The organism is Actinoplanes sandaracinus, assembly GCF_030009775.1.
In the GTDB taxonomy this organism is placed as follows: Bacteria; Actinomycetota; Actinomycetes; order Mycobacteriales; family Micromonosporaceae; genus Actinoplanes; species Actinoplanes sandaracinus.
Window position 1 is genome coordinate 179,270 of the sequence record NZ_JASCTH010000008.1, and the last position, 21,022, is coordinate 200,291.

The 21,022-nt window shown below is 68.7% G+C and carries 21 protein-coding genes and 1 tRNA gene; 4 read left to right on the forward strand and 18 right to left on the reverse strand.

Going from position 1 to position 21,022, the window contains the following annotated elements:
* Position 1: 1 nt before the first annotated feature.
* The 8 genes from QLQ12_RS14350 to trpS form a co-directional block, all read right to left on the reverse strand.
* Positions 2-1,201 (reverse strand): ABC transporter permease, encoded by a 1,200-nt coding sequence (locus tag QLQ12_RS14350; protein WP_282760144.1) that lies wholly within the window; start codon positions 1,199-1,201, stop codon positions 2-4.
* The gene (locus QLQ12_RS14355; RefSeq protein WP_328518277.1) at positions 1,198-2,679 is read right to left on the reverse strand and encodes an ABC transporter ATP-binding protein; all 1,482 of its coding nucleotides are present in this window, start codon (positions 2,677-2,679) and stop codon (positions 1,198-1,200) included. Before QLQ12_RS14355 ends, QLQ12_RS14350 begins: the two co-directional genes overlap by 4 nt.
* A gap of 160 nt (positions 2,680-2,839) precedes the next feature.
* Positions 2,840-3,934, reverse strand: coding sequence for a BMP family lipoprotein (locus tag QLQ12_RS14360; RefSeq protein WP_282760146.1), 1,095 nt, complete (start codon positions 3,932-3,934; stop codon positions 2,840-2,842).
* Between the two features lie 201 nt (positions 3,935-4,135).
* Positions 4,136-4,363 carry an SCO4848 family membrane protein gene (locus tag QLQ12_RS14365; protein ID WP_282760148.1) on the reverse strand — a complete coding sequence of 76 codons (228 nt, stop codon included), beginning with the start codon at positions 4,361-4,363 and terminating at the stop codon, positions 4,136-4,138.
* Between the two features lie 21 nt (positions 4,364-4,384).
* Positions 4,385-4,762 carry a hypothetical protein gene (locus QLQ12_RS14370; RefSeq protein ID WP_282760150.1) on the reverse strand — a complete coding sequence of 126 codons (378 nt, stop codon included), beginning with the start codon at positions 4,760-4,762 and terminating at the stop codon, positions 4,385-4,387.
* Positions 4,763-4,769: 7 nt separating this feature from the next.
* Complete coding sequence (locus tag QLQ12_RS14375) at positions 4,770-5,690, reverse strand: YihY/virulence factor BrkB family protein (RefSeq protein WP_282760151.1); 921 nt, start codon at positions 5,688-5,690, stop codon at positions 4,770-4,772.
* 21 nt (positions 5,691-5,711) lie between these two features.
* On the reverse strand, positions 5,712-6,242 hold the full coding sequence (locus tag QLQ12_RS14380; protein ID WP_282760152.1) for a 2'-5' RNA ligase family protein: 531 nt from the start codon (positions 6,240-6,242) through the stop codon (positions 5,712-5,714).
* 5 nt (positions 6,243-6,247) lie between these two features.
* Complete coding sequence (gene trpS / locus QLQ12_RS14385) at positions 6,248-7,273, reverse strand: tryptophan--tRNA ligase (protein ID WP_282760153.1); 1,026 nt, start codon at positions 7,271-7,273, stop codon at positions 6,248-6,250.
* Positions 7,274-7,404: 131 nt separating this feature from the next.
* Here trpS and galE point away from each other — a divergent pair, with 131 nt between their 5' ends.
* The 4 genes from galE to QLQ12_RS14405 all read left to right on the forward strand — a co-directional run bounded on the left by galE (position 7,405) and on the right by QLQ12_RS14405 (position 10,679).
* On the forward strand, positions 7,405-8,379 hold the full coding sequence (gene galE, locus QLQ12_RS14390; RefSeq protein WP_282760155.1) for a UDP-glucose 4-epimerase GalE: 975 nt from the start codon (positions 7,405-7,407) through the stop codon (positions 8,377-8,379).
* A gap of 2 nt (positions 8,380-8,381) precedes the next feature.
* Positions 8,382-9,524, forward strand: coding sequence for a galactokinase (galK, locus tag QLQ12_RS14395; protein ID WP_282760157.1), 1,143 nt, complete (start codon positions 8,382-8,384; stop codon positions 9,522-9,524).
* A 36-nt stretch (positions 9,525-9,560) separates the two neighbouring features.
* On the forward strand, positions 9,561-9,758 hold the full coding sequence (locus QLQ12_RS14400; RefSeq protein WP_282760159.1) for a hypothetical protein: 198 nt from the start codon (positions 9,561-9,563) through the stop codon (positions 9,756-9,758).
* Between the two features lie 120 nt (positions 9,759-9,878).
* A complete protein-coding gene (locus QLQ12_RS14405) occupies positions 9,879-10,679 on the forward strand; it encodes an ATP-binding protein (protein WP_282760161.1) in 801 nt (266 codons plus the stop codon).
* On the opposite strand, the gene cysN is transcribed toward QLQ12_RS14405, so the two are convergent.
* The 10 genes from cysN to QLQ12_RS14455 all read right to left on the reverse strand — a co-directional run bounded on the left by cysN (position 10,663) and on the right by QLQ12_RS14455 (position 20,983).
* Positions 10,663-11,961 carry a sulfate adenylyltransferase subunit CysN gene (cysN, locus tag QLQ12_RS14410; RefSeq protein ID WP_282760163.1) on the reverse strand — a complete coding sequence of 433 codons (1,299 nt, stop codon included), beginning with the start codon at positions 11,959-11,961 and terminating at the stop codon, positions 10,663-10,665. The two genes, QLQ12_RS14405 and cysN, sit on opposite strands and share 17 nt — an antisense overlap.
* Positions 11,961-12,872 carry a sulfate adenylyltransferase subunit CysD gene (gene cysD / locus QLQ12_RS14415; RefSeq protein WP_282760165.1) on the reverse strand — a complete coding sequence of 304 codons (912 nt, stop codon included), beginning with the start codon at positions 12,870-12,872 and terminating at the stop codon, positions 11,961-11,963. Before cysD ends, cysN begins: the two co-directional genes overlap by 1 nt.
* Before the next feature lie 54 nt (positions 12,873-12,926).
* Positions 12,927-13,811 carry a 3'(2'),5'-bisphosphate nucleotidase CysQ gene (locus tag QLQ12_RS14420; protein ID WP_282760167.1) on the reverse strand — a complete coding sequence of 295 codons (885 nt, stop codon included), beginning with the start codon at positions 13,809-13,811 and terminating at the stop codon, positions 12,927-12,929.
* Between the two features lie 30 nt (positions 13,812-13,841).
* Entirely contained in the window at positions 13,842-15,602 is a 1,761-nt protein-coding gene (locus tag QLQ12_RS14425; protein ID WP_282760169.1) for a sugar transferase, read from the reverse strand.
* Between the two features lie 98 nt (positions 15,603-15,700).
* Positions 15,701-16,288 carry an aminoacyl-tRNA hydrolase gene (gene pth / locus QLQ12_RS14430; protein ID WP_282760409.1) on the reverse strand — a complete coding sequence of 196 codons (588 nt, stop codon included), beginning with the start codon at positions 16,286-16,288 and terminating at the stop codon, positions 15,701-15,703.
* An 85-nt stretch (positions 16,289-16,373) separates the two neighbouring features.
* A complete protein-coding gene (locus QLQ12_RS14435) occupies positions 16,374-16,976 on the reverse strand; it encodes a 50S ribosomal protein L25/general stress protein Ctc (protein WP_282760171.1) in 603 nt (200 codons plus the stop codon).
* Between the two features lie 405 nt (positions 16,977-17,381).
* On the reverse strand, positions 17,382-18,362 hold the full coding sequence (locus tag QLQ12_RS14440) for a ribose-phosphate diphosphokinase (RefSeq protein WP_282760173.1): 981 nt from the start codon (positions 18,360-18,362) through the stop codon (positions 17,382-17,384).
* 113 nt (positions 18,363-18,475) lie between these two features.
* The gene (gene glmU, locus QLQ12_RS14445; RefSeq protein WP_282760174.1) at positions 18,476-19,915 is read right to left on the reverse strand and encodes a bifunctional UDP-N-acetylglucosamine diphosphorylase/glucosamine-1-phosphate N-acetyltransferase GlmU; all 1,440 of its coding nucleotides are present in this window, start codon (positions 19,913-19,915) and stop codon (positions 18,476-18,478) included.
* Between the two features lie 88 nt (positions 19,916-20,003).
* Positions 20,004-20,075: transfer RNA gene (locus tag QLQ12_RS14450), tRNA-Gln, on the reverse strand.
* A 17-nt stretch (positions 20,076-20,092) separates the two neighbouring features.
* A complete protein-coding gene (locus QLQ12_RS14455; protein ID WP_282760175.1) occupies positions 20,093-20,983 on the reverse strand; it encodes a helix-turn-helix domain-containing protein in 891 nt (296 codons plus the stop codon).
* Between the last annotated feature and the right edge of the window lie 39 nt (positions 20,984-21,022).

The following is a 21,022-nucleotide window of genomic DNA, read 5'->3' on the forward strand; positions in this document are numbered from 1 at the left end:
CTCAGCCCTTCGCCAGGGAGGCGCCGAGCCCGGTCGCCCGGGCAGCGCGCAGACGGAAGATCGCCTTCACCAGAGCGGGAGCGGCGATGAAGATGACGATGAGCGCCTGGAGCACCGTGACCAGCTCCAGGGAGATGCTGGCGAAGGACTGCATCCGGTCACCGCCGGCCCGCAGCGCGCCGAACAGCAGCGCGGCGAACAGCGTGCCCCACGGGCGGTTGCGGCCCAGCAGGGCGACCAGCAGGCCGTCGAAGCCGATGTTGCCGGCCACCGCGGGGGTCAGCGCGTGCGCCGTGCCGAGCACCTGGGTGGCGCCACCGAGCCCGGCCAGGCCACCGGCGATCGCCATGAGCAGCACGTACGTCCTGCCGACACCGATGCCGGCGGTCTTCGCGGCGTGCGGGTTGGCGCCCACCGCCCGCAGCTCGAAACCGAACGCCGAGCGGTTCAGCAGCCAGGAGACACCGGCCGTGACCAGCACCGCGAGGATGATCCCGAGGTGCACGCGGAGCACGCCGCCGGGCGACGGCAGTTGCGCGGTCTCGGCGACCGTCTTGCTGATCGCGTCGGTACGCCCGGGAGCCTGAATGCCCTGCTGGATGACCAGCCAGGACAGGAAGAGGCCGGCCGAGTAGTTGAGCATGATCGTGGTGATCACCTCGTGCGCCCCGGTACGTGCCTTGAGGAAGCCCGGGATGAAGCCCCACAGCGCGCCGCCCACGACACCGGCGATCAGCGCGACCAGCAGGTTGAGCACGACCGGAAGGCCGAACGTGAAGCCGGCGATCCCGGCCGCCACACAGCCGAGCACCGCCTGGCCCTGCGCGCCGATGTTGAACAGGCCGCCCCGGAAGGCGAGCGCGACCGACAGGCCGGTGAAGACCATCGGGGCCGCGTAGGTCAGGGTCTCCGACAGCGGCGCGAACGCCTGCTGCCAGGTGGCGGTGCCGGCGAACCAGGCGGAGAACACCTGGGGGTCACCGAAGGCGCCCTTGAGCAGGTCGGCGTAGGCGGTGCTGACCACCGCCCAGCTCGACTCGATCGCGTCGCTCGGGCGGGCCGTGAAGTAGCCGAACTTCGCCAGCACATCCGCGTCCGAGACGATGATCAGGAGCGCGCCGATGAGCACGGCCAGGACCATCGACAGGAACGTGAGCGCAACGGTGTTCGCGGACCAGAGCTTCCGCAGGAACGCGGTCACTTCTCCCCCTCCGGCGTGTCGCCGGTGATGCCGGCCATGAGCAGACCGATCTCCTCGCGCGGCGTGTCCGGCGAGACGATGGCCAGGACCCGGCCGCGGTACATCACCGCGATCCGGTCAGCCAGGCCGACCACCTCGTCCAGTTCGCTGGAGACCACCAGCACCGCGGTGCCCTGGTCGCGCTCGTGGATGATCCGGCTGTGGATGAACTCGATCGAGCCGACGTCCACCCCACGGGTGGGCTGCGACGCGATGAACAGGCGCAGCGGGCGGGACATCTCCCGGGCCACCACGACCTTCTGCTGGTTGCCGCCGGACAGCGTGCCGACCGGAGTGGCCGGTGACTGGCAGCGGATGTCGAACTGCTCGATCCGCTCCTTGGCGTTGCCGCCGACCTTGCCGAGGTCGAGGCTGAACGCGTTGCCGTACGGCGCCTGGTCGTACATGTCGAGGACGAGGTTCTCCGCGACGCTGAACTCCTTGACGACGCCGTCGTGGCTGCGATCCTCGGGGATGTATCCGACGCCGGAGCGCAGGATCCGCTTGGTGCTCATGGTGACCAGGTCGTCGTCGTCCAGCCGGACCGCGCCGGCGCGCACCTCGCGCAGGCCCATCACGGCCTCGACGAGTTCGGTCTGGCCGTTGCCCTGAACGCCCGCGATGCCGAGCACCTCGCCGGCGCGGACCTCCAGGTCGACGCCGTCGACCGCGCGGACGCCCCGGTCGTCGTCGACCACCAGGCCCTCGATCTTCAGGACGCTGCGGCCGGGCTCGGCCGGCGACTTCTCCACCTCGAGGCTCACCGCGCGGCCGACCATGAGGGCGGCCAGTTCCTCCTCGCTGGTGTCCGGAGAGGCGGTGCCGACGACCTGGCCACGGCGGATCACGGTGATCCGGTCGGCGATCGCCTTGACCTCTTTGAGCTTGTGGGTGATGAAGACGATGGACTTACCCATCGCGGTGAGCGAGCGCATCACCGCGAGCAGTTCCTGGGTCTCCTGGGGGGTCAGCACGGCGGTCGGCTCGTCCAGGATCAGCAGGTCGACCTCGCGGGTGAGGGCCTTGACGATCTCGACGCGCTGCTGCGCGCCGACCGGCAGGTCCTCGACCAGCGCGTCCGGGTCGACGGGCAGGCCGTACCGCTGGGAGGTCTCGATGACGTCGCGGCGGGACCGGCGGCGGTCGAGCCAGCCGAGCGGGCCGCCACGCACCTCCTCCGCGCCGAGCGCGATGTTCTCGGCCACCGTGAAGACGGGCACGAGCATGAAGTGCTGGTGCACCATGCCGATGCCGGCCGCGATGGCGTCACGGGGGCTTTTGAAGACGCGGGGCTCGTCGTTGACGATGATCTGGCCCTCATCGGGCTGGAGCAGCCCGTAGAGCTGGTTCATCAGCGTCGACTTGCCGGCGCCGTTCTCGCCGAGCAGGGCGTGAACCTCGCCGGGCTCGACGGTGATGTCGATGTGGTCGTTGGCCACCAGGTCGCCGAAGCGCTTGGTGATGCCGCGCAGTTCCAGTTTCAGCGGAATCTCCCGACGTCGGGTAGCTAAGCCTGGTGGATGGGGGGAATGCGAGCCGCCGCTCGGCCCCGGGTGATTACCCGCGGCCGGGCGGCGGCCAGATGTTACTACCCGTGGGTCACTTCGGCGCGTTGGCCGACTCGACCTTGACGGTGCCGGCGACGATGTCGGCCTTCAGCTTCTCCAGCTCGGCCTTCAGAGCAGCGTCGACCTTGCTGTCGAACTGGTTGAACTTGGCGAGCGAGACGCCGTCGTTCGCCAGGCTGCCCACGTAGCCCGGGGTCGCCGACAGGGTCTCGCCCTTGGCGCCCTTGACGACGGACTGCTTGACCGCGTCCTCGATGTTCTTGACGACGGTGCTCAGGAAGACCTCGCAGTACTGCGCGGCGCTGACACAGCCGTCCTGGTCGACCCAGATGACCGAGAGCTTGCCGCCGGAGTCCTTGGCGACCTGGGCGGTGCCCAGGCCGGTGCCGCCGGCGACCGGCATGATCACGTCAGCGCCCTGGCCGACCAGGGTCTGGGTGACGCTCTTGCCCTTGTTCTGGTCGATGAAGCTCTCGGCGAAGTTGCCGTTCTGGGCGGCTTTGTCCCAGCCGAGGACCTTGACGTCCTTGCCCTTGACGGTGTTGTAGTGCTTGACGCCGTCGGCGAAGCCGTCCATGAAGATGGTCACCGGGGCGATCTTCAGACCGCCGTAGGTGGCGACCTTGCCGGTCTTCGAGTAGCCCGCGGCCAGGTAGCCGGCGAGGAACGCCGCCTGGTGGGTCGCGAACTGCATCGGGTAGACGTTGCTGTTGCCGCTGCCGCTGTCCACGATGGCGAACTGCGACTTGGGGTTCTCCTTGGCGACCTTGGTGGTCACGTCGCCCATCAGACCGCCGACGGCGAGGATGTAGTTGCAGTTCTGCGTGACGTAACCGCGCAGGCCCGGCTCGTAGGAGGCCTCGGAGGAGGACGCCACGAACTTCGGGTCGACGTTGCTGGCCTCGGTCTTCGCCGCCTGCAGGCCGGCCCAGGCCGAGGCGTTGAACGACTTGTCGTCGATGCCACCGAGGTCGGTGACCATGCAGGCCTTGTAAGCGGCCCCCGCGGCGGTGCTGCCACCGGTCTTCGGAGCCTCCGCCGGTGCCTGACCACAGGCAGCGGCAGCGAGCGTCAGCCCACCTGCCGCGAGAATCGCCACGATCCGCTTCCCACGTACTGGGCGCAAGACGCCCTCCTTCCGCTGCACACCGAGGCCCTGTTTACCCGGGTGAATCTCAGGTCGGGAGCGTATCCCCGGGCCAGCACCCCGCAAGGGCATCGGTACGGACTGTTGGCGCACCGTTATACCGCCGCAACCACCCTGGTGGTGGCACGTCGCTTTCGGCTGGTTCAGGTGGGAATTGCGACGGTGACGGGAAACACTGCGTTAATCTGCGGCCCGCCGCCAGGCCCGGACGCCGAGGACGCCGACCGTGGTGCCGATCGCCAGCGAGGCCGTGATCAGCAGGGCGTGCACCCAGAGGAACGAGGTCGGCGCGCCACCGTCGAACGAGCGGTCGTCGTTCCAGATGGCGAGCCCGAACCGGGGCCAGATGATCCAGGTCCACACGCCCACCGCGATCAGGAACGCCGCCCACCGTCTGTTGATCAGCACGCGGGCCAGTATCCCATCGGCTCAGGCGGTCAGCTTCCCGGCTATCCGCCGCCAGCCGGCCAGCACCTCGGCCGGTTCCGGCGGGGCGCCGGGGTGCTCCCGGGCGAGCTGGGGTTCGAAGTCCCCGGCGTCCGGCGCCTCGGCCGCCGCCCGGGCCAGCTCGATCTCCTTGCGGATCGCGTCCACCCCGTCCAGCGGCAGCATCGGCTCGACCACGGCCATCAGATCGTCGTCGGCGACCACCGCGCGGGCCAGCGCGAGCGCGTGCCGGTGTTCATAGGGCCCGCAGACGATGGGCTCCCACTCCTCCAGGTCGCCGAGCGAGCCGATGGTGATCACCCATGGCTGCTCGACGATCGGCGAGCCGGGTGGGAGGTGCAACGTCACGAGGGTGCCCATCGGCCCATCATCGTGGGCGCTCATCCCTGATCCAGGTGTTTTGGCCCACGGGAGCGGTCTTGTCATCAGCGGAGAGATCGACCACCCGGCCGTGCGGGCTGGTCGCCGCCCAGGACGCGCCGAAGAGCAGCAACTGGTTGAAGACATAGAGGTAAACCAGCGCGCCGACGGCGGAGCCGACCAGGCCGTACGCCGGATTCCGCTGCACGATCTCGACGAACGACTTGCCGATCGTGTTGAGCAGCATCAGCCCGATCGCCACCTGGAGGACCGGCGGGGCCATCCGGCGCGCGGTCATCCGCAGCCGCGGCACGGCGGCGAGCAGCGCCGTCGCCAGGAACATGTTGACCCCCAGCGTCAGCACCCAGCTCACCACCGACAGCGTGGTGCTGAAATCGTCGCCGGCCAGCCAGTGCAGCAGCCGTTCCAGGCCGTAGACGGCCATCTGGGTGAGCGCCAGCAGGAGCAGGAGCCCGACCAGCACCAGCAGGTCGACGGCTTGGCGCACCCCGATGTATCCCGGCTGCTCGCGCAGTTGCCAGATCAGCCGCTGCGAGGAGCGGATCGACTCGACCCAGCCGATGCCGGTGAAGGTGAGGCCCACCAGGCCCACGATGCCGACGCTGCCCTTGCTCTCCAGGATGGCCTGGATGTCCAGGAAGGGCAGGTTGTGCCGCAGGAAGTCGCGCACGAGGGCGAGCAACTCGACGTTGTTGGTCAGCAGGAAGCCGAAGACCGAGTAACCGATCAGCAGCAGGGCGAAGACCGCGAAGAATCCGTAGTAGGCGATCGCGGCCGCGAGCCGGCCGCCCTGGACGCTCTCGTACCGGAGGATGGCCCGGCACAGATGGTCGAAGTAGGGCGACCGGTAGCGCACCACCATGATCCGGGCCGCGGTCGCGTCATAGGCCCGGTCGATCGGATTCACCGGCCGACCGTATAGGACAGGTCAGCGTCCGAGGGGGAAGTCCCGCCGTGGCTGCCAAGGTCCTTCGCCGCCGTGCGAGAAAAGCGTGAACGCGGAGACCTCGAACCTGGCCGAGAAACCGGCCAGATCCTCGAAGACCGAGTCCAGCGCGCCGGCCGGCACGTCCTGGGCGACGGTGACGTGCGGGTGGTACGGGAATCGGGTGTCCCGGTTGATGTCCTCCGACCGGGTGATCGCCTCGGCCAGCAGCTCGCACTCGCTGATGCCCTGGGCCAGTGTCACGAACACCACTTCGGTGATCGGCCGGAACGTGCCGGTCCCCCGCAGGTGGACGGTGAACGGGGCCTGCGCCGAGGCGATCGCCTCCAGGTGTTTCTCCACTGCCGGCAGCGCGTCGGCGGCCACCTCGGTGGGCCCGAGGAGGGTGACGTGCGCCGGCGTGTAGGCGGCCTGCGGGTCACCGGCCTCCGCGCGCCTGCGGGTGAGCGCCGAGCCCCAGGGCTCGGGTATGTCGATAGCCACGCCGATGCGGGTGATGGCCGGCTGGGACATTCGGCTCAGGCCCCGCGGGCAGGGCTGAGGAAACCCACGTTCCGGTACGCCGTGGCGAGGGTGGCCGTGGAGACCGCCCGGGCCTTCTCAGCCCCGATCGCCAGCACCTTGTCGAGTTGGGCGGGGTCGTCCAGGTAGAGCTTGGTGCGCTCCTGGATGGGCTTGACGAACTCGACCAGCACCTCGGCGAGGTCCTTCTTCAGGTCGCCGTAGCCGCGTCCGTCGTACGCCTCGAGCAGGTCGTCGATGGCCCGGCTGGTGAGCGCCGCGTAGATGGTCAGCAGGTTGCTGATGCCGGGCTTGTTCTCCTCGTCGAAGAGGATCTCGCGCCCGGTGTCGGTGACCGCCGACTTGATCTTCTTGGCCGAACGGGCCGGGTCGTCCAGCAGCTCGATGATGCCGTTCGGCGAGGAGGCCGACTTCGACATCTTGATCGCCGGGTCCTGCAGGTCGGTGATCTTCGCGGTGTCCTTCACGATGTACGGCGAGGGCACGGTGAAGGTCTTGCCGAACCGGGTGTTGAACCGCTGCGCCAGGTCGCGGGTCAGCTCCAGGTGCTGCCGCTGGTCCTCACCGACCGGGACCTGGTCGGCCTGGTAGAGCAGGATGTCGGCGGCCTGCAGGATCGGGTAGGTGAACAGCCCGACACTGGTGCTGTCCTGGCCGGCCTTGGTCGACTTGTCCTTGAACTGCACCATCCGGCCGGCCTCGCCGAATCCGGTGATGCAGCTGAGCACCCAGCCGAGCTGCGCGTGCTCGGGCACGTGGGACTGCACGAAGAGGGTGCACCGCTCCGGGTCCAGCCCGAGGGCGAGCAACTGGGCGGCGGAAATCCGGCTACGGTTACGCAATGTGGCCGGATCATGACCCATGGTGATCGCGTGCAGGTCGACCACGCAGTAGAACGCGTCATGCGTGTCCTGCATCGCCACCCAGTTGCGCACCGCGCCCAGGTAGTTGCCGAGGTGGAAGGAATCGGCGGTCGGCTGGATGCCGGAAAGCACTCGCGGGCGGCGGGCAACGTCGGACATGGCCGCCATTGTGTCAGCCCCGGGGCGGGAATCGCGAATCCCCTGCCCGGTCGCGCCAATGTTCGAACCTGTTGACCTATGAGCGATTCTGGGGAACTCTAGGATCGTCCTGACTAGGGAGAGTGCTTGTCGTGAAATTGCTCGTCACCGGCGGCGCCGGCTACGTCGGTAGCGTCACCAGCAGGCTACTGCTCGACGCGGGCCACGAGGTCGTCGTGCTGGACAGCCTGCGCACCGGTTTCCGCGAGGCCGTCGCCCCCGACGCCACCTTCGTCGAGGCCGACATCGCCGACGCCGCCCAGGTGCTGACGCCGGACTCCGGGTTCGACGCCGTCCTGCACTTCGCCGGGCTGATCGCGGCCGGCGAGTCGATGGCGAAACCCGAGCTGTACTGGCACGAGAACGTGGTGAAGTCGCTCGCCTTCCTCGACGCCGTCCGTGCGGCGAAGGTCCCGCGGTTCATCTTCTCCTCCACCGCCGCCGTCTACGGCAACCCGGTCGAGCTGCCCATCACCGAGGCCGCGATCAAGGCCCCGACCAGCACCTACGGCTCCACGAAGCTGGCATTCGACCTGGCCCTGACCTCGGAGGCGTTCGCGTACGGCCTGGCCGCCGTCTCGCTGCGCTACTTCAACGTGGCCGGCGCCTACATCAGCGACAGCCACGAGATCGGTGAGCGCCACGATCCGGAGACCCACCTGATCCCGATCACTCTCCAGGCCGCCGCCGGCAAGCGGGAGAAGCTGCAGCTGTTCGGCGACGACTACCCCACCGCCGACGGGACGTGCGTGCGCGACTACATCCACGTCCACGACCTGGCGCGGGCGCACCTGCTGGCGCTGGACGCGACGGTCGCCGGCGAGCACCGCGTCTACAACCTGGGCAACGGCAACGGGTTCTCCAACCGGCAGGTCGTCGAGGCCGCCCGCGAGGTCACCGGCGCGGCGATCCCGGTCGAGATCGCCCCGCGCCGCGACGGCGACCCGGCTACCCTGGTGGCCTCCTCGGCCCGGGCCCGCGAGGACCTGGGCTGGGTGCCGGAGAAGAACACCCTGCAGGACATGATCGGTGACGCCTGGACCTTCTACCGGAAGCACGTCGCGTGAGCATGAGCATTCCCTCGGCCGCCACGGCGGCTTTCCTCGAGGCGTACGCGACGGAGCCGGCCGGACTGTGGGCGGCGCCGGGCCGGGTCAACCTGATCGGCGAGCACACCGACTACAACGACGGCTTCGTCCTGCCCTTCGCCCTGCCGCAGCGGACGGTCGCGGCCGCCGGCCCGGCGCCGGACGGCCGCTGGTCGGTCTGTTCGACTCTGGCGCCGGACCCGGTCTCGTTCGGGGTCACCACCCCGGGTGACGTGACCGGCTGGGGCGCGTACGTCGCCGGGGTGGTCTGGGCCCTGAAGGACGCCGGCTTCGAGGTGCCGCCGGCCCGCATCGCCATCGCCTCGGACGTGCCGCTCGGCTCCGGCCTGTCGTCGTCGGCCGCCCTGGAGTCGGCCGTGCTGACCGCTCTGGTCGATCTCGGCGGTCTGGACGTCGCGCTGGAGCGCCGGCCGGCGATCGCGCAGCGGGCCGAGAACGTGTATGTCGGCGCCCCCACCGGCATCCTCGACCAGTCCGCGTCGATCCGCTGCCAGGAAGGCCGCGCGCTGTTCCTGGACTGCCGGACCTACCAGGTCGAGCAGATCCCGTTCGACCTGACCGCCGAGGGCCTGGCCATCCTGGTGATCAACAGCAACGCGCCGCACCGGCACGTCGACGGCGAGTACGGCGAGCGCCGCAAGAGCTGCGAGGCGGCGGCCGCCACACTGGGGGTGGCGGCGCTGCGGGACGTCTCCACCGACAGCCTGCCGCAGGCGCTGGAGCGGCTCGACGACGACGTGATGCGGCGCCGGGCCCGGCACATCGTCACCGAGAACCAGCGGGTCCTCGACACCGTGTCGCTGCTGCGTTCGGGCCGGGTGCGGGAGATCGGCCCGCTGCTGACCGCCTCGCACGCGTCGATGCGCGACGACTTCGAGATCACCGTGGACCAGGTGGACGTGGCCGTGGAGGCGTCGCTCGCGGCGGGGGCGTACGGCGCCCGGATGACCGGCGGCGGATTCGGCGGCTGCGTGCTGGCCCTGGTCGACGCCGAGCGGGCGGACGCGACGGCGGCCGCGGTCGACGCCGCGTACCGGAAGAGGGACTTCACCGCCCCCACCAGTTGGGTGGCGACCGCCGGCCCGGGCGCGGCCCGGCTCTGACGCTTCGATCGACCTGCGGCGGGTATGCCGGTTCTCATGACCAACGAGCCCAACCCGCCGCAGGACGAGCGCAACGAGCCCAACGAGTTCGGCTTCGCCGGAGCCGCCACCGCACCGCAGCCGCGGCCGAAGCCCTCCAGCACCGACGGTGAGCAGATCGCGGTGCCGTCCGGCGATCTCACCGGCGCCCTCGGTGAGGCCATCGAGGAACGCACGGCCCGCAACGGCGACTGACCCGCCCGGCCGAGCCTCCGGCACCCCTCATCCGCGGGGGCCGGGCTCGGCCTTTCGCCCGATCACCCGCAGGAGCGAGACCAGGGGCTCGGTCCCGGGCGCCGGACTATGGTGTGCGACATGGGGGTAAGCCCACCGTATCTTCACGATCACACCGAGCGAGGCGTCAGCGTCGACACCACCGAGGACGCCGCCGTCTCGCTGCTCACGGTCCGCGGGCCGTGGGACGCCCAGCTGCGCCTGCACGCGTCCGCGACGCTGCGCCGGTGCTTCACCGATCACCCCGACGGGCTGATCGTTGATCTGACCGGGCTGCACGACCCGCACAGTGAGAGCGCCACCACCTGGACCACCGCCCGGCACTTCGCCGCCCGGCTGGAACCGCCGGTGCACCTGGCGCTCTGCGTGCCGCCGCATCTGCCGCTCGCCGACCGCATGCAGGGGCTGGGCGCCGGCCGTTTCCTGCCGATCTATGCGAAAGTGCGGCAGGCCCGGGTTGCGCTGGCCGGCCGGATCCCCGGCGAGGACCGCCTCACCGCCACCCTGCGACCCGACGCGGAAGCGCCGAGCCTGGCCCGCAACCTGGTCAGCGACGCCTGCCTGACGTGGGGCCTGGCCCATCTGCTGCATCCGAGCCGGGTGGTGATGTCGGAGCTGGTCACCAACGCGGTCGAGCACGCCCGCACCGAGATCCGGGTGGCGGTGAGCCGGCGCGGCGCCGGGCTGCACCTGGCCGTGAGCGACGGCGACCCCCGCCTGCCCCGGATGATGCCGGTGTCCCGCCCGCGCCCGGACCTGCCGCTCGACGAGCGGGGCCGCGGGCTGCGGACGGTGCACGAGGCGGCCGCCCTGTGGGGGTGCGAACCGACCGAGACCGGCAAGGTCGTCTGGGCGACGATCAGGGTCAGCGCGCCTCGATGATCATTCCGGCGCCGACCGTACGGTTGGTGCTCTCGTCGATCAGGATGAAACCGCCGGTGGTGCGGTTACGGCGGTACTCGTCGGCGAGCAGCGGCACCGTGGTCCGCAGCTTGACCCGGCCGATCTCGTTGAGGGCGAGCCCGTCCGCCGACTCGTCGCGGTGCAGCGTGTTCACGTCGAGCCGGTACTGCAGGCCACGCACCACGGCACGGGCGGTCCGGGTGGTGTGCTTGATCGCGTATTTGCCGCCGACCCGCAGCGGGGCCGTCTCGTCCATCCAGCAGATCATCGCCTCGATGTCCTGCGCGACGGCCGGCGCGTTGTTACGGCGGCAGATCATGTCACCGCGCGAGATGTCGATCTCGTCGTTCAGCCGGACCGTCACCGACATCGGCGGGAACGCCTCGCCGACCGGGCCGTCAGCGGTGTCGATCGACGCGATCGTGCTGGTCATGCCGGAAGGCAGAGCCATCACCTCGTCACCGGGCTTGAGGATGCCGGAGGCGACCTGACCGGCGTAGCCGCGGTAATCGGTGACCGTGGTGGACTGCGGACGGATCACGTACTGCACCGGGAAACGCACGTCGACCAGGTTGCGGTCGCTGGCGATGTGCACGTGCTCCAAGTGGTGCAGCAGCGACGAGCCCTCGTACCACGGGCTCTTGTCCGAACGGGAGGCGATGTTGTCGCCGTTGAGCGCCGAGATCGGGATGGTCGTCAGATCGGGGACGTCCAGCTTCGCCGCGAACGAGGTGAACTCGTCGGCGATCTTGTCGTAGACCGCCTTGTCCCAGTCCACCAGGTCCATCTTGTTGATGCAGAGCACCAGGTGCGGCACCCGCAGCAGACTCGTCAGGAAGGCGTGCCGGCGCGACTGCTCGACCAGGCCCTTACGCGCGTCGACCAGGATCAGCGCCAGGTCGGCGGTGGACGCGCCGGTGACCATGTTCCGGGTGTACTGAATGTGCCCCGGGGTGTCGGCGATGATGAACTTGCGGCGCGGCGTCGCGAAGTACCGGTACGCCACGTCGATCGTGATGCCCTGCTCCCGCTCGGCCCGCAGACCGTCGGTGAGCAGCGCGAGGTTCGTGTACTCGTCACCGCGGGAGGCGCTGGCGGTCTCCACCGCCTCGAGCTGATCCTCGAAGATCGTCTTGGTGTCGTAGAGCAGACGGCCGATGAGGGTCGACTTGCCGTCGTCCACACTGCCCGCGGTGGCGAACCTCAGCAGGTCCATGCCACGCCCGGCGGTGGCGTCCGGCTCCAGAACAGCCTGGCTCATCAGAAGTAACCCTCTCGCTTACGGTCTTCCATCGCGGCCTCGCTGACCTTGTCGTCACCGCGAGTGGCGCCGCGCTCGGTGATCCGCGTGGCGGCGACCTCGTCGATCACCTTCTCCACGGTGTCGGCCTCGGACAACACGGCCGCGGTCTGCGACGCGTCACCGACCGTGCGGTACCGCACCCGGCGGACCTCGGACGTCTCACCGTCACGCAGCCGGATGAACTCGTTCACCGCGTAGAACATCCCGTTACGCTCGACGACCTCACGGTCGTGGGCGTAGTAGATGTCCGGCAGCGGGATGTCCTCCTTGGCGATGTAGTGCCAGACGTCCAGCTCGGTCCAGTTGGACAGCGGGAACACCCGGATCGACTCGCCCGGGTGGTGCCGGCCGTTGTAGAGCGACCACAGCTCGGGCCGCTGGTTCTTCGGGTCCCACTGACCGAACTCGTCACGGAAGCTGAACATCCGCTCCTTGGCGCGGGCCTTCTCCTCGTCCCGCCGGGCGCCGCCGAACAGGGCGTCGAACCGGTACTTCTCCACGGCGGCGAGCAGCACCGGCGTCTGGATCCGGTTGCGCGTGCCGTCCGGCAGCTCACGCACCTGGCCCGCGTCGATCGCCTCCTGCACGCTCGCGACGACCAGGTTCAGGCCGAGCGAGGCGACCCGCCGGTCCCGGTACTCCAGAACCTCGGGGAAGTTGTGGCCGGTGTCGACGTGCATGACCGGGAACGGGATGCGCGCCGGCGCGAACGCCTTCTCCGCGAGGCGCAGCATCACGATCGAGTCCTTGCCGCCGGAGAACAGCAGCACAGGGCGCTCGAACTCGGCCATGACCTCACGCATCACGAAGATGCTCTCCGCTTCGAGAGCATCCAGATGCGAAACGCGATAGGGCTTCGTCTGGCTCATGGGTTCAGTCCCCAGACCTTTCTCCGGTGTCGGTCGGCAGGGCAGACGTCATTGTTACGGAAGATGCCTCTGCAACGCAGCAAGCAACCGAGGAGCGAGATCCTTACGACAAACGACCAGGTCAGGCAAACTTGGATCGGCCTGGTTGTACGTCAATGGTGAGCCGTCGACCCGGGACGCGTGCAGGCCAGTGGCCAACGCCACAGCCACCGGAGCGGCCGAGTCCCACTCGTACTGGCCGCCGGCGTGCACGTAGGCGTCCGCCTCGCCGTTGATCACCGCCGCGATCTTCACCCCGGCCGAGCCCATCGGCACCAGCTCGGCGCCGAGATCCTCGGCCAGCGCGGTCACGAACGCCGGCGGACGGGTCCGGCTCGCCGCGATCCGGATCGACCCGCCGGTCGCCGACTCCAACGGCATCGGCGGGTACGCCGGAGGCTGATCGGTGGCGAGCGTGCAGTGCCGGGCCGGCATCGCCACCGCGCCCGCCGTCAGATGGGCCGGAGCCGACGAATCGGCCGTCCACAGCGCCACGTGCACCGCCCAGTCGTCGCGCCCCTCCTCGGAGAACTCCCGGGTGCCGTCCAGCGGATCCACGATCCACACCCGGTTCGCGCCGAGCCGGTCCGGCCGCGACACCGGCGCCTCGTCCTCGGACCACGCCACCCGGGCATGCTCGTCCTCCTCGGACAGCACCGCGTCCGCCGGACGCCAGCGGGCCAGCTCCGCCCGCAACAACTCGTGCGCGGCCCGGTCGCCGGCCGCCTTGAGAGCCTTGCCGTCCGCGTGCCCCATCTCGGCACGAACCTGGAGAAGCACCTGGCCGGCACGGTCCGCCAGCCAGCGGGCGAAAGCGGCGTCGATGACCGGCGGGGATCCGCCCTCACCCGCGTCCCGCGGACCCGCTATGCGTGCTGACGTCTTCGTCTGCTCGCCCATCTCTCGCTCCTCACTGAAAGATCGCCTCTGTCAGTACGCTCCCGACGACCGCGCCACCGCGGTCACCGTCCTGAGCAGGATCACCAGATCCAGGCTCAGCGACCAGTTCTCGACGTAGCGCAGATCCAGCCGAACCGCCTCCTCCCAGGAGAGGTCCGACCGCCCCGACACCTGCCAGAGACCGGTCATTCCCGGCTTGACTGCCAGCCGGCGCCGCACGTCGTCGGCATAGGCGGCCGCTTCCGTGGGCAGCGGCGGCCTCGGGCCGACCAGAGACATCCGCCCCGACAGGACGTTCAGCAGTTGCGGCAGCTCATCCAGCGAGAACCTGCGCAACCACCGCCCGACCGGGGTGACACGCGGGTCGTCGCGAATTTTGAAGAGCACACCGTCGTGCTCGTTGAGGTGCCTCAGCTCGGCAAGCCGGGCCTCGGCGTCGACATACATGCTGCGGAACTTGAAGATCCGGAACAAACGGCCATCACGTCCCACGCGCACCTGGCGAAAGAGTACCGGGCCACGTGACGTAAGGCCCACGCAGAGCGCCACGCTCAGAAGCACAGGACCGAGAAGGATCAGCAGAATCAGCGCACCGACCCGATCGACCAACTCCTTCACCAGCCGCGAGCCACCGTGCAGCCGGGGATGCTCGACATGCAGCATCGGCAGACCGTCGAACGGGCGGATCGTGGTCCGCGCACCGGCCACATCCACCAGCGCGCTCGCCACCACCAGGTCCACCTCGTCGCGCTCCAGCCGCCACGCCAGCCGCCGCAGCGCCGCCCCGTCCAACTCCGGGCAACTGAGCACCACCACGGTGTCCGCGTCGGCCCGCTCCACCGCGCTCGCCACATCGTCGAACGTCCCGAACACCGGCAGATCGGTCACCCCGACCCCGTCGGCGCCCGGCGGCAGGCACGCGCCCACCACCTCCAGGCCGTGATAGCGCTCGCGGCGCAACTGCCGGGTCATCCCGATGACCGACAACTCGTGGCCGACCACGATCACCCGGCGGAGGTTCTCGCCCCGCACCCGCGACAGATGCAACCGCTTACGCAACGCGAACCGCAGAACCACGATCGTGGCTATCGCCAGCGGAAACGACACCAGGACGTACGACCGGGCCAGATCCAGATTCAAGGCGTACGACACCAGAGCCGCGCCACCGACCACACCCGCCCCGCCGCGCAGCACCCGCTGATACTCGTCGGAACCGACGAACAGATACCGCGACTCGTACGCCCGGGCCGCCACCAACACCAGCAACAGCACCACCGGCATCAGCGCCGACCAGATCAGATACAGCCGGTTGTAGTCGGTGACCGCGTCCCCGAACCGGACGACGAACGTGCCCGCCCCCGCCACCACACCCGCGCTCACATCCGCGAGGACCAGCGTCCGCACATAGCGGCGCTCCCAATCCTGCCGGCGCGACATCGCCGCGTGCCGCCCCCGCGTCCGCACGAACGGCCGGCTCGCCGGACGAGCGGCCATCGACCGGTTACGGCCCGTCGACGCATGCCGGTCGACCGCCTGGTTGCGGGCCGGATCGGTCTCCCCGCCCGCCACCCGCGGCGGGGCGTTCTCCACACCCGCCGCGGGCACCGGAATCCTGCTGTTACGGCCACTGCGCCGCACCGCCGGCCGCTGCGGACCCTGATTACCGGGCGGATGATTCGCCACGCCGTGACCCGGCGGCGCCTGCGGCACACGGTCCGGACGGACCACCGGCAGAGCCACCGTAGCTTCGGTCAACGCGTCCGCCCGGCCCTCGGACACGTCCTGCGACATCCCCCGAACCTCCCGTCACATCGGCCTCGCACCGAATTCGTGCGTCCGTGTGACCAACGGACGACCGCGGGCGGCGTCACGGCATCGTCAGATGGAGATCAAACGCCGTGGTACTTGTTCTGCGCCCACTCGACACCCTCGCCGACGATCGCCTCCACCACGTCAGCCGCCCGATCCACCAGGAAATCCAGCTCCTTGCGCTCAGCCGCGGAGAAGTCGGAGAGCACGAAGTCGGCCGGATCCTGACGTCCCGGAGGCCGTCCGACCCCGAAGCGCACGCGAGCGTACTCCTTGCTCGCCAGCGACTTCGACATCGAACGAAGACCGTTGTGACCGCCTTCGCCGCCGCCACGTTTCGCCCGGACCTGCCCGAACGGCACATCAAGCTCATCATGCACCGCGATCACATGAGCCACGGGGATTTTGAAGAACTGCACCAGGGACACCACCGGAGCACCCGACAGGTTCATGTACGTCAATGGCTTCAACACGATCAGTTTCGGCCCGCCCAGCCCCAGACGGCCCTCCGCCATCTCGCCCTGCGCCCGCTTCGCCCGCCCGAACTTGCCGCCGGTCCGCGAGGCCAGCAGATCGGCCACCATGAACCCCACGTTGTGCCGGTTACCGGCGTACTCCCGGCCCGGATTCCCCAGACCGACCACCAGCCACGGCGCCTCGTCGCTCAACCTCTTCGCCTCCACATAACGAATCAGGGAAAGTGCCACCCGGCACTTTCCCTGACATCTGGCTCACCGCTGAGACGTGACGGAACTACTCCGCGGTCTCGCCCTCAGCCTCAGCCTCAGCCTCGGCCGGAGCCTCGTTCGACTGGGCCGCGTTGATGACCGCGAGCACCGTGTCGGCGTCCACAGCCAGCTCCACACCCTTCGGCAGCTTCACGTCGCCGGCGGTGAGGTGCGACCCGGCCTCGAGGCCCTCGATCGACAGCTCCAGCTCGGACGGCAGGTGCAGCGCCTCCGCGACCACGGCCACGGTGTTCGACTCGTGCGTGATCAGGGTGTTCTTGGCGGCCTCACCCGTCAGAACCACGGTGATGTCCACCTGGATCCGCTCGCCACGCTTCACGATCAGCAGGTCCACGTGCTCGAACGTGTCCTTGATCGGGTCACGCTGAATCGCCTTCGGCAGCGCCAGCGTGGCAGCCGCGTTACCGGCGATGTCGATCGTGAAGATCTGGTTGATGCCGCCGTGCCGGATGGCGGCGGCGAACTCACGGGCCGGAAGGGCGATGTGCTGCGGCGCCTCGCCGTGGCCGTACAGCACGGCAGGCACGAGGCCGGCCCGGCGCGTGCGGCGAGCACCACCCTTGCCGAACTCGGTGCGGGGCTCGGCGCTGATCTTTACCTCGGACACGGGGAAACTCCTGAAACTCTTCGATGCGGGCTGCGTCTAAGTCTGCGGCTGCGGTATCCGGCAGTGCTGCGTTGGTGACCTTTGACGGCGTTGCGGGCCGTCGCTGGCGACGGTGTTGCGGCGCTGATCTTGTTACGGCGCTGCCGGGCAAGGGGGCGCGCTGGGCACAGGCCCGGAGCACCGCGTCGATGACGGCACCTCGAGTGGACTGCGAACCTCAGCAGACCACGAGGCACCCTCGCCGTGGCAACCGTACTAGCTTACCTGCCACGATCGTGCATCAGTCAGCGGGTCTGCCCGGCTGACGGCATCCAGGAAAAAATCACCCCACTGATGCAACTTGCACCACCACAGGAAACACCCGTCACACCCGACGGGCGCCCCTGAAGCGAGACAACCGCACGATCAGCTGAGGCCACCGAACAAAGTGGTCACCGAACCGTCATCGAACACCTCACGGATCGCCCGCGCCAACAACGGCGCGATCGACAACACGGTGATCTTGTCGAGCTGCTTCTCCGGCGACAACGGCAACGTGTTCGTCACCACCAGCTCACTGATCCGGCTGTTCTTCAACCGCTCCGTCGCCGGATCCGACAGCAGAGCATGCGTCGACGCCACGATCACATCAGCCGCACCCTCCTGGAACAGGATGTCCGCCGCCTTCGCGATCGTGCCACCCGTGTCGATCATGTCGTCGACAATCAGGCACACCCGGCCCTCGACCTCACCGACCACCCGGTTCGCCACCACCTGGTTCGGCTTCAACGGATCACGGGTCTTGTGAATGAACGCCAGCGGGCAACCACCCAGCCGGTCCGTCCACCGCTCCGCCACCCGCACCCGGCCCGAGTCCGGCGCCACCACCGTCATCGGGCGGCCCGCGTACTTCCGCTGCACATAGTCAGCCAGGATGTCCATCGCGAACAGGTGATCCACCGGGCCGTCGAAGAAACCCTGAATCTGCGCGGTGTGCAGATCGACCGTCAGAATCCGGTTCGCACCCGCCGTCTTCAGCAGGTCAGCCACCAGCCGCGCCGAAATCGGCTCACGGCCACGGTGCTTCTTGTCCTGCCGCGAGTACGGATAGAACGGCAACACCACGGTGATCCGCTTGGCCGACCCACGCTTCAACGCGTCGATCATGATGAGGGTCTCCATGACCCACCGGTTCACACCCTCCGTCACCGACTGCACGACGAAAGCGTCCGAACCACGAACCGAGTCCTTGAAACGGACGAAGATCTCGCCGTTCGCGAACTCATAGGAATCCGACGGCGTCGGCGCCACGCCGAGCACCTGGCCGATCTCTTCCGCCAGCTCGGGAAAACCCCGGCCGGAGAAAAGCATCAAACTTTTACGGTTCTCGGCGACGATGCTGCCCATCGGCTCGCTGCTCCCGTGGTTAGGGGGTAGGGGTTTCGCAGTGAAGTATCCCTTGCCGCAACGTAACCGCCATGTTTCCAGGCCCGCGGGTGGGATGCCTCACCCCAGCTGGATCAGTCCTGCTCAGGGGTGATATTCGCGGCCTCCGCGGCAGCCGCCGAAACCGTCCCAGGACGCTTGCGCGCCGTCCAGCCCTCGACGTTGCGCTGCTGCGCCCGCGTCACACCCAGGCTGCCCGCCGGCACATCCTTCGCGATCGCGCTGCCCGCCGCGACATACGCCCCCGGACCGACCTCCACCGGAGCGATCAACACCGTGTCCGACCCCACGAACGCCGCCTCGCCCACGGTCGTGTGACTCTTCTTCACCCCGTCGTAGTTCGCGAAAATCGTACCGGCGCCGATGTTCGCCCTCGCGCCGATCGTCGCGTCACCCACATAGGTCAGATGCGGCACCTTCGCACCCTCACCCAACTCGGCGTTCTTCGCCTCGACGAAACCACCGATCTTCGACTGCCGCGCCAGCCTCGTCCCCGGCCGCAGGAACGAGAACGGCCCCACCGTCGCCGAAGGACCCACCACCGCGCCGATCGAATGAGTCCGCAACACCGTCGCGCCCTCAGCCACCACCGTGTCGATCAGCGTCGTGTCCGGCCCCACCACCGCACCCCGGGCCACCGAACTCGACCCGAGGATCTGCGAATTCTGATCCACCACCGCGTCCGGCTCCAGAGTGGCCGTCACATCGATCCAGGTCGTCGCCGGGTCCAGCAGCAACACACCGGACCGCATCCACCCCTCGTTCACCCGGTCGCGCATCAGCACCCTCAGCCTCGACAACTCGGCACGGTCATTGCAACCCAACGTCTCGAAGGCGAACTCCGCCACCTCGATCGCCACCGGATGCCCCTGCGACGCCAGAATCGCGAACACGTCCGTCAGATACTCCTCGCCCTGCGCGTTGTCCGTCGACAGCTTGCCCAGCGCCTCACGCAACAACACCGCGTCGAAGGCATAGATCCCCGAGTTGATCTCGCGAATCCGGCGCTCCTCCGCCGAAGCGTCCTTCTGCTCGACGATCCGCTGCAGATTGCCGTCCGCACCCCGCACGATCCGGCCCAGCCCACCCGGCTCCGCCACCTCGGCGCTCAGCACCGTCGCCGCCGCACCCGCCCGCTCGTGCGTGGCCAGCAGCGCCTCCACCGTCTCCGGGCGCAACAGCGGCACATCGCCGCTCAGCACCACCACGGTGCCGGTCAGATCAGGCGACGCGTCCAGCGCGATGCGCACCGCATGCCCCGTCCCGTTCTGCTCGGCCTGCAACACCGGCGTCGCCTGCGGGGCGGCCTCGGCCAGGAACGCGCCGACCTCGTCGGCCTTGTGCCCGACGACGACCACCGTGCGGTCGGTGTTGATCGCCGACGCGACGGCCAGGACGTGGCCCAGCAGGGTGCGCCCGAGCAGAGGCTGAAGAACCTTGGGCGTCGCGGATCTCATCCGCTTGCCCTCGCCGGCGGCAAGGACGACGACGGTACGGCTGGGGGCCTGGCTCACGTGGCAACTCCATCGATCAGCGGTCGGCATCCTGGAGGGCGGCATCGTGGCCGCCCTCAGCCATTCGGTTCGCATATCACAGAAGTTGCTCGGCCGCCAGGACTCGAACCCGGAAAGCTAGGACCAAAACCTAGAGTGTTGCCAATTACACCACGGCCGAATAGTTCTATGGACAGACTAGCGCCCCTCCAGACGATCGCGATAAGCGGACGAGGCCTCACGGATGACCGCCTTCACGACCCCCTCCATCCGCCAATAGAGCTCCCGGCTCTTCGGGGCCGTGACCGTCAGACAGCCGTGGTAGTCGTCGCCTACGTTCTGGCGCGGAGTCTCAGGCACGTGCTTCTTGATGGTGGGCCTCTGGAACCGTGCACGAGGGATGGACAAGGTCTCGGCCCACCAGTCGGCGGCTGCCTCCGCGTCAGCCGTCTCATGGATGCTCACCCGATAAGCCAACTCGCCGGGATCATAGCCACTGAGCTGCAGGAACCTCATGATGAGGGCCAGCAGACCGGGGTCGCTGTTGATGAAAGCGAAGCGATCGGCACGCGCCCACGGCTTCGACTTGGCGCCCTCGCACCAGTAGGAGATGGCGCCGAGCAGAAGCACGTCGCGATCCGACAACCGACCGGCATCACGTGCCGCCATCTCCCAGATCGCCATCTGCTGCCGGTCGCGCTCCTCTCGGAAGCCGTCCCACCGGGCCGCTATCCGCTGCTTGGCCAGCTCACGCTTTTCCCGTGCACGCTCGCTGTCGGGATCGAGCGGGACATGGCCCACCCAGTTGAACGCCGTTGATTTTGCGACCCCCATCCGGGTGGCGATGTCGTTGATCGACCACCCTTTCTCGCGCAGGTCCGCCGCCTCGCGCCGGAGGTCGTCCTTCGCGTTCGGCCGACGGGTCCACTGAGGGGGTTCGATGCCGCGCAGCCAATCGGTCAACGTGCCGTTGCTGACGCCGAACAGCTTGATCAGCTGGGATCGCGACAGTCCGGGATCGACACGGAGCCGCCTCGCCTCAGCCCGCATGTCAGCCATCCGCGCACTTGCTTCATAACTAGTGGTCATAGAGCAAGGCTATAGGCGCACGACAAGGGAGCGCAAGAT

What these genes read in the sequence shown, in the direction of transcription:
- QLQ12_RS14370 (WP_282760150.1), bottom strand. Translation starts at nt 4,762, where the DNA reads ATGGGCACCCTCGTGACGTTGCACCTCCCACCCGGCTCGCCGATCGTC.
- QLQ12_RS14380 (WP_282760152.1), bottom strand. Translation starts at nt 6,242, where the DNA reads ATGTCCCAGCCGGCCATCACCCGCATCGGCGTGGCTATCGACATACCC.
- trpS (WP_282760153.1), bottom strand. Translation starts at nt 7,273, where the DNA reads ATGTCCGACGTTGCCCGCCGCCCGCGAGTGCTTTCCGGCATCCAGCCG.
- galK (WP_282760157.1), top strand. Translation starts at nt 8,382, where the DNA reads ATGAGCATTCCCTCGGCCGCCACGGCGGCTTTCCTCGAGGCGTACGCG.
- QLQ12_RS14400 (WP_282760159.1), top strand. Translation starts at nt 9,561, where the DNA reads ATGACCAACGAGCCCAACCCGCCGCAGGACGAGCGCAACGAGCCCAAC.
- QLQ12_RS14405 (WP_282760161.1), top strand. Translation starts at nt 9,879, where the DNA reads ATGGGGGTAAGCCCACCGTATCTTCACGATCACACCGAGCGAGGCGTC.
- cysN (WP_282760163.1), bottom strand. Translation starts at nt 11,961, where the DNA reads ATGAGCCAGGCTGTTCTGGAGCCGGACGCCACCGCCGGGCGTGGCATG.
- cysD (WP_282760165.1), bottom strand. Translation starts at nt 12,872, where the DNA reads ATGAGCCAGACGAAGCCCTATCGCGTTTCGCATCTGGATGCTCTCGAA.
- QLQ12_RS14420 (WP_282760167.1), bottom strand. Translation starts at nt 13,811, where the DNA reads ATGGGCGAGCAGACGAAGACGTCAGCACGCATAGCGGGTCCGCGGGAC.
- QLQ12_RS14425 (WP_282760169.1), bottom strand. Translation starts at nt 15,602, where the DNA reads ATGTCGCAGGACGTGTCCGAGGGCCGGGCGGACGCGTTGACCGAAGCT.
- QLQ12_RS14440 (WP_282760173.1), bottom strand. Translation starts at nt 18,362, where the DNA reads ATGGGCAGCATCGTCGCCGAGAACCGTAAAAGTTTGATGCTTTTCTCC.
- QLQ12_RS14455 (WP_282760175.1), bottom strand. Translation starts at nt 20,983, where the DNA reads ATGACCACTAGTTATGAAGCAAGTGCGCGGATGGCTGACATGCGGGCT.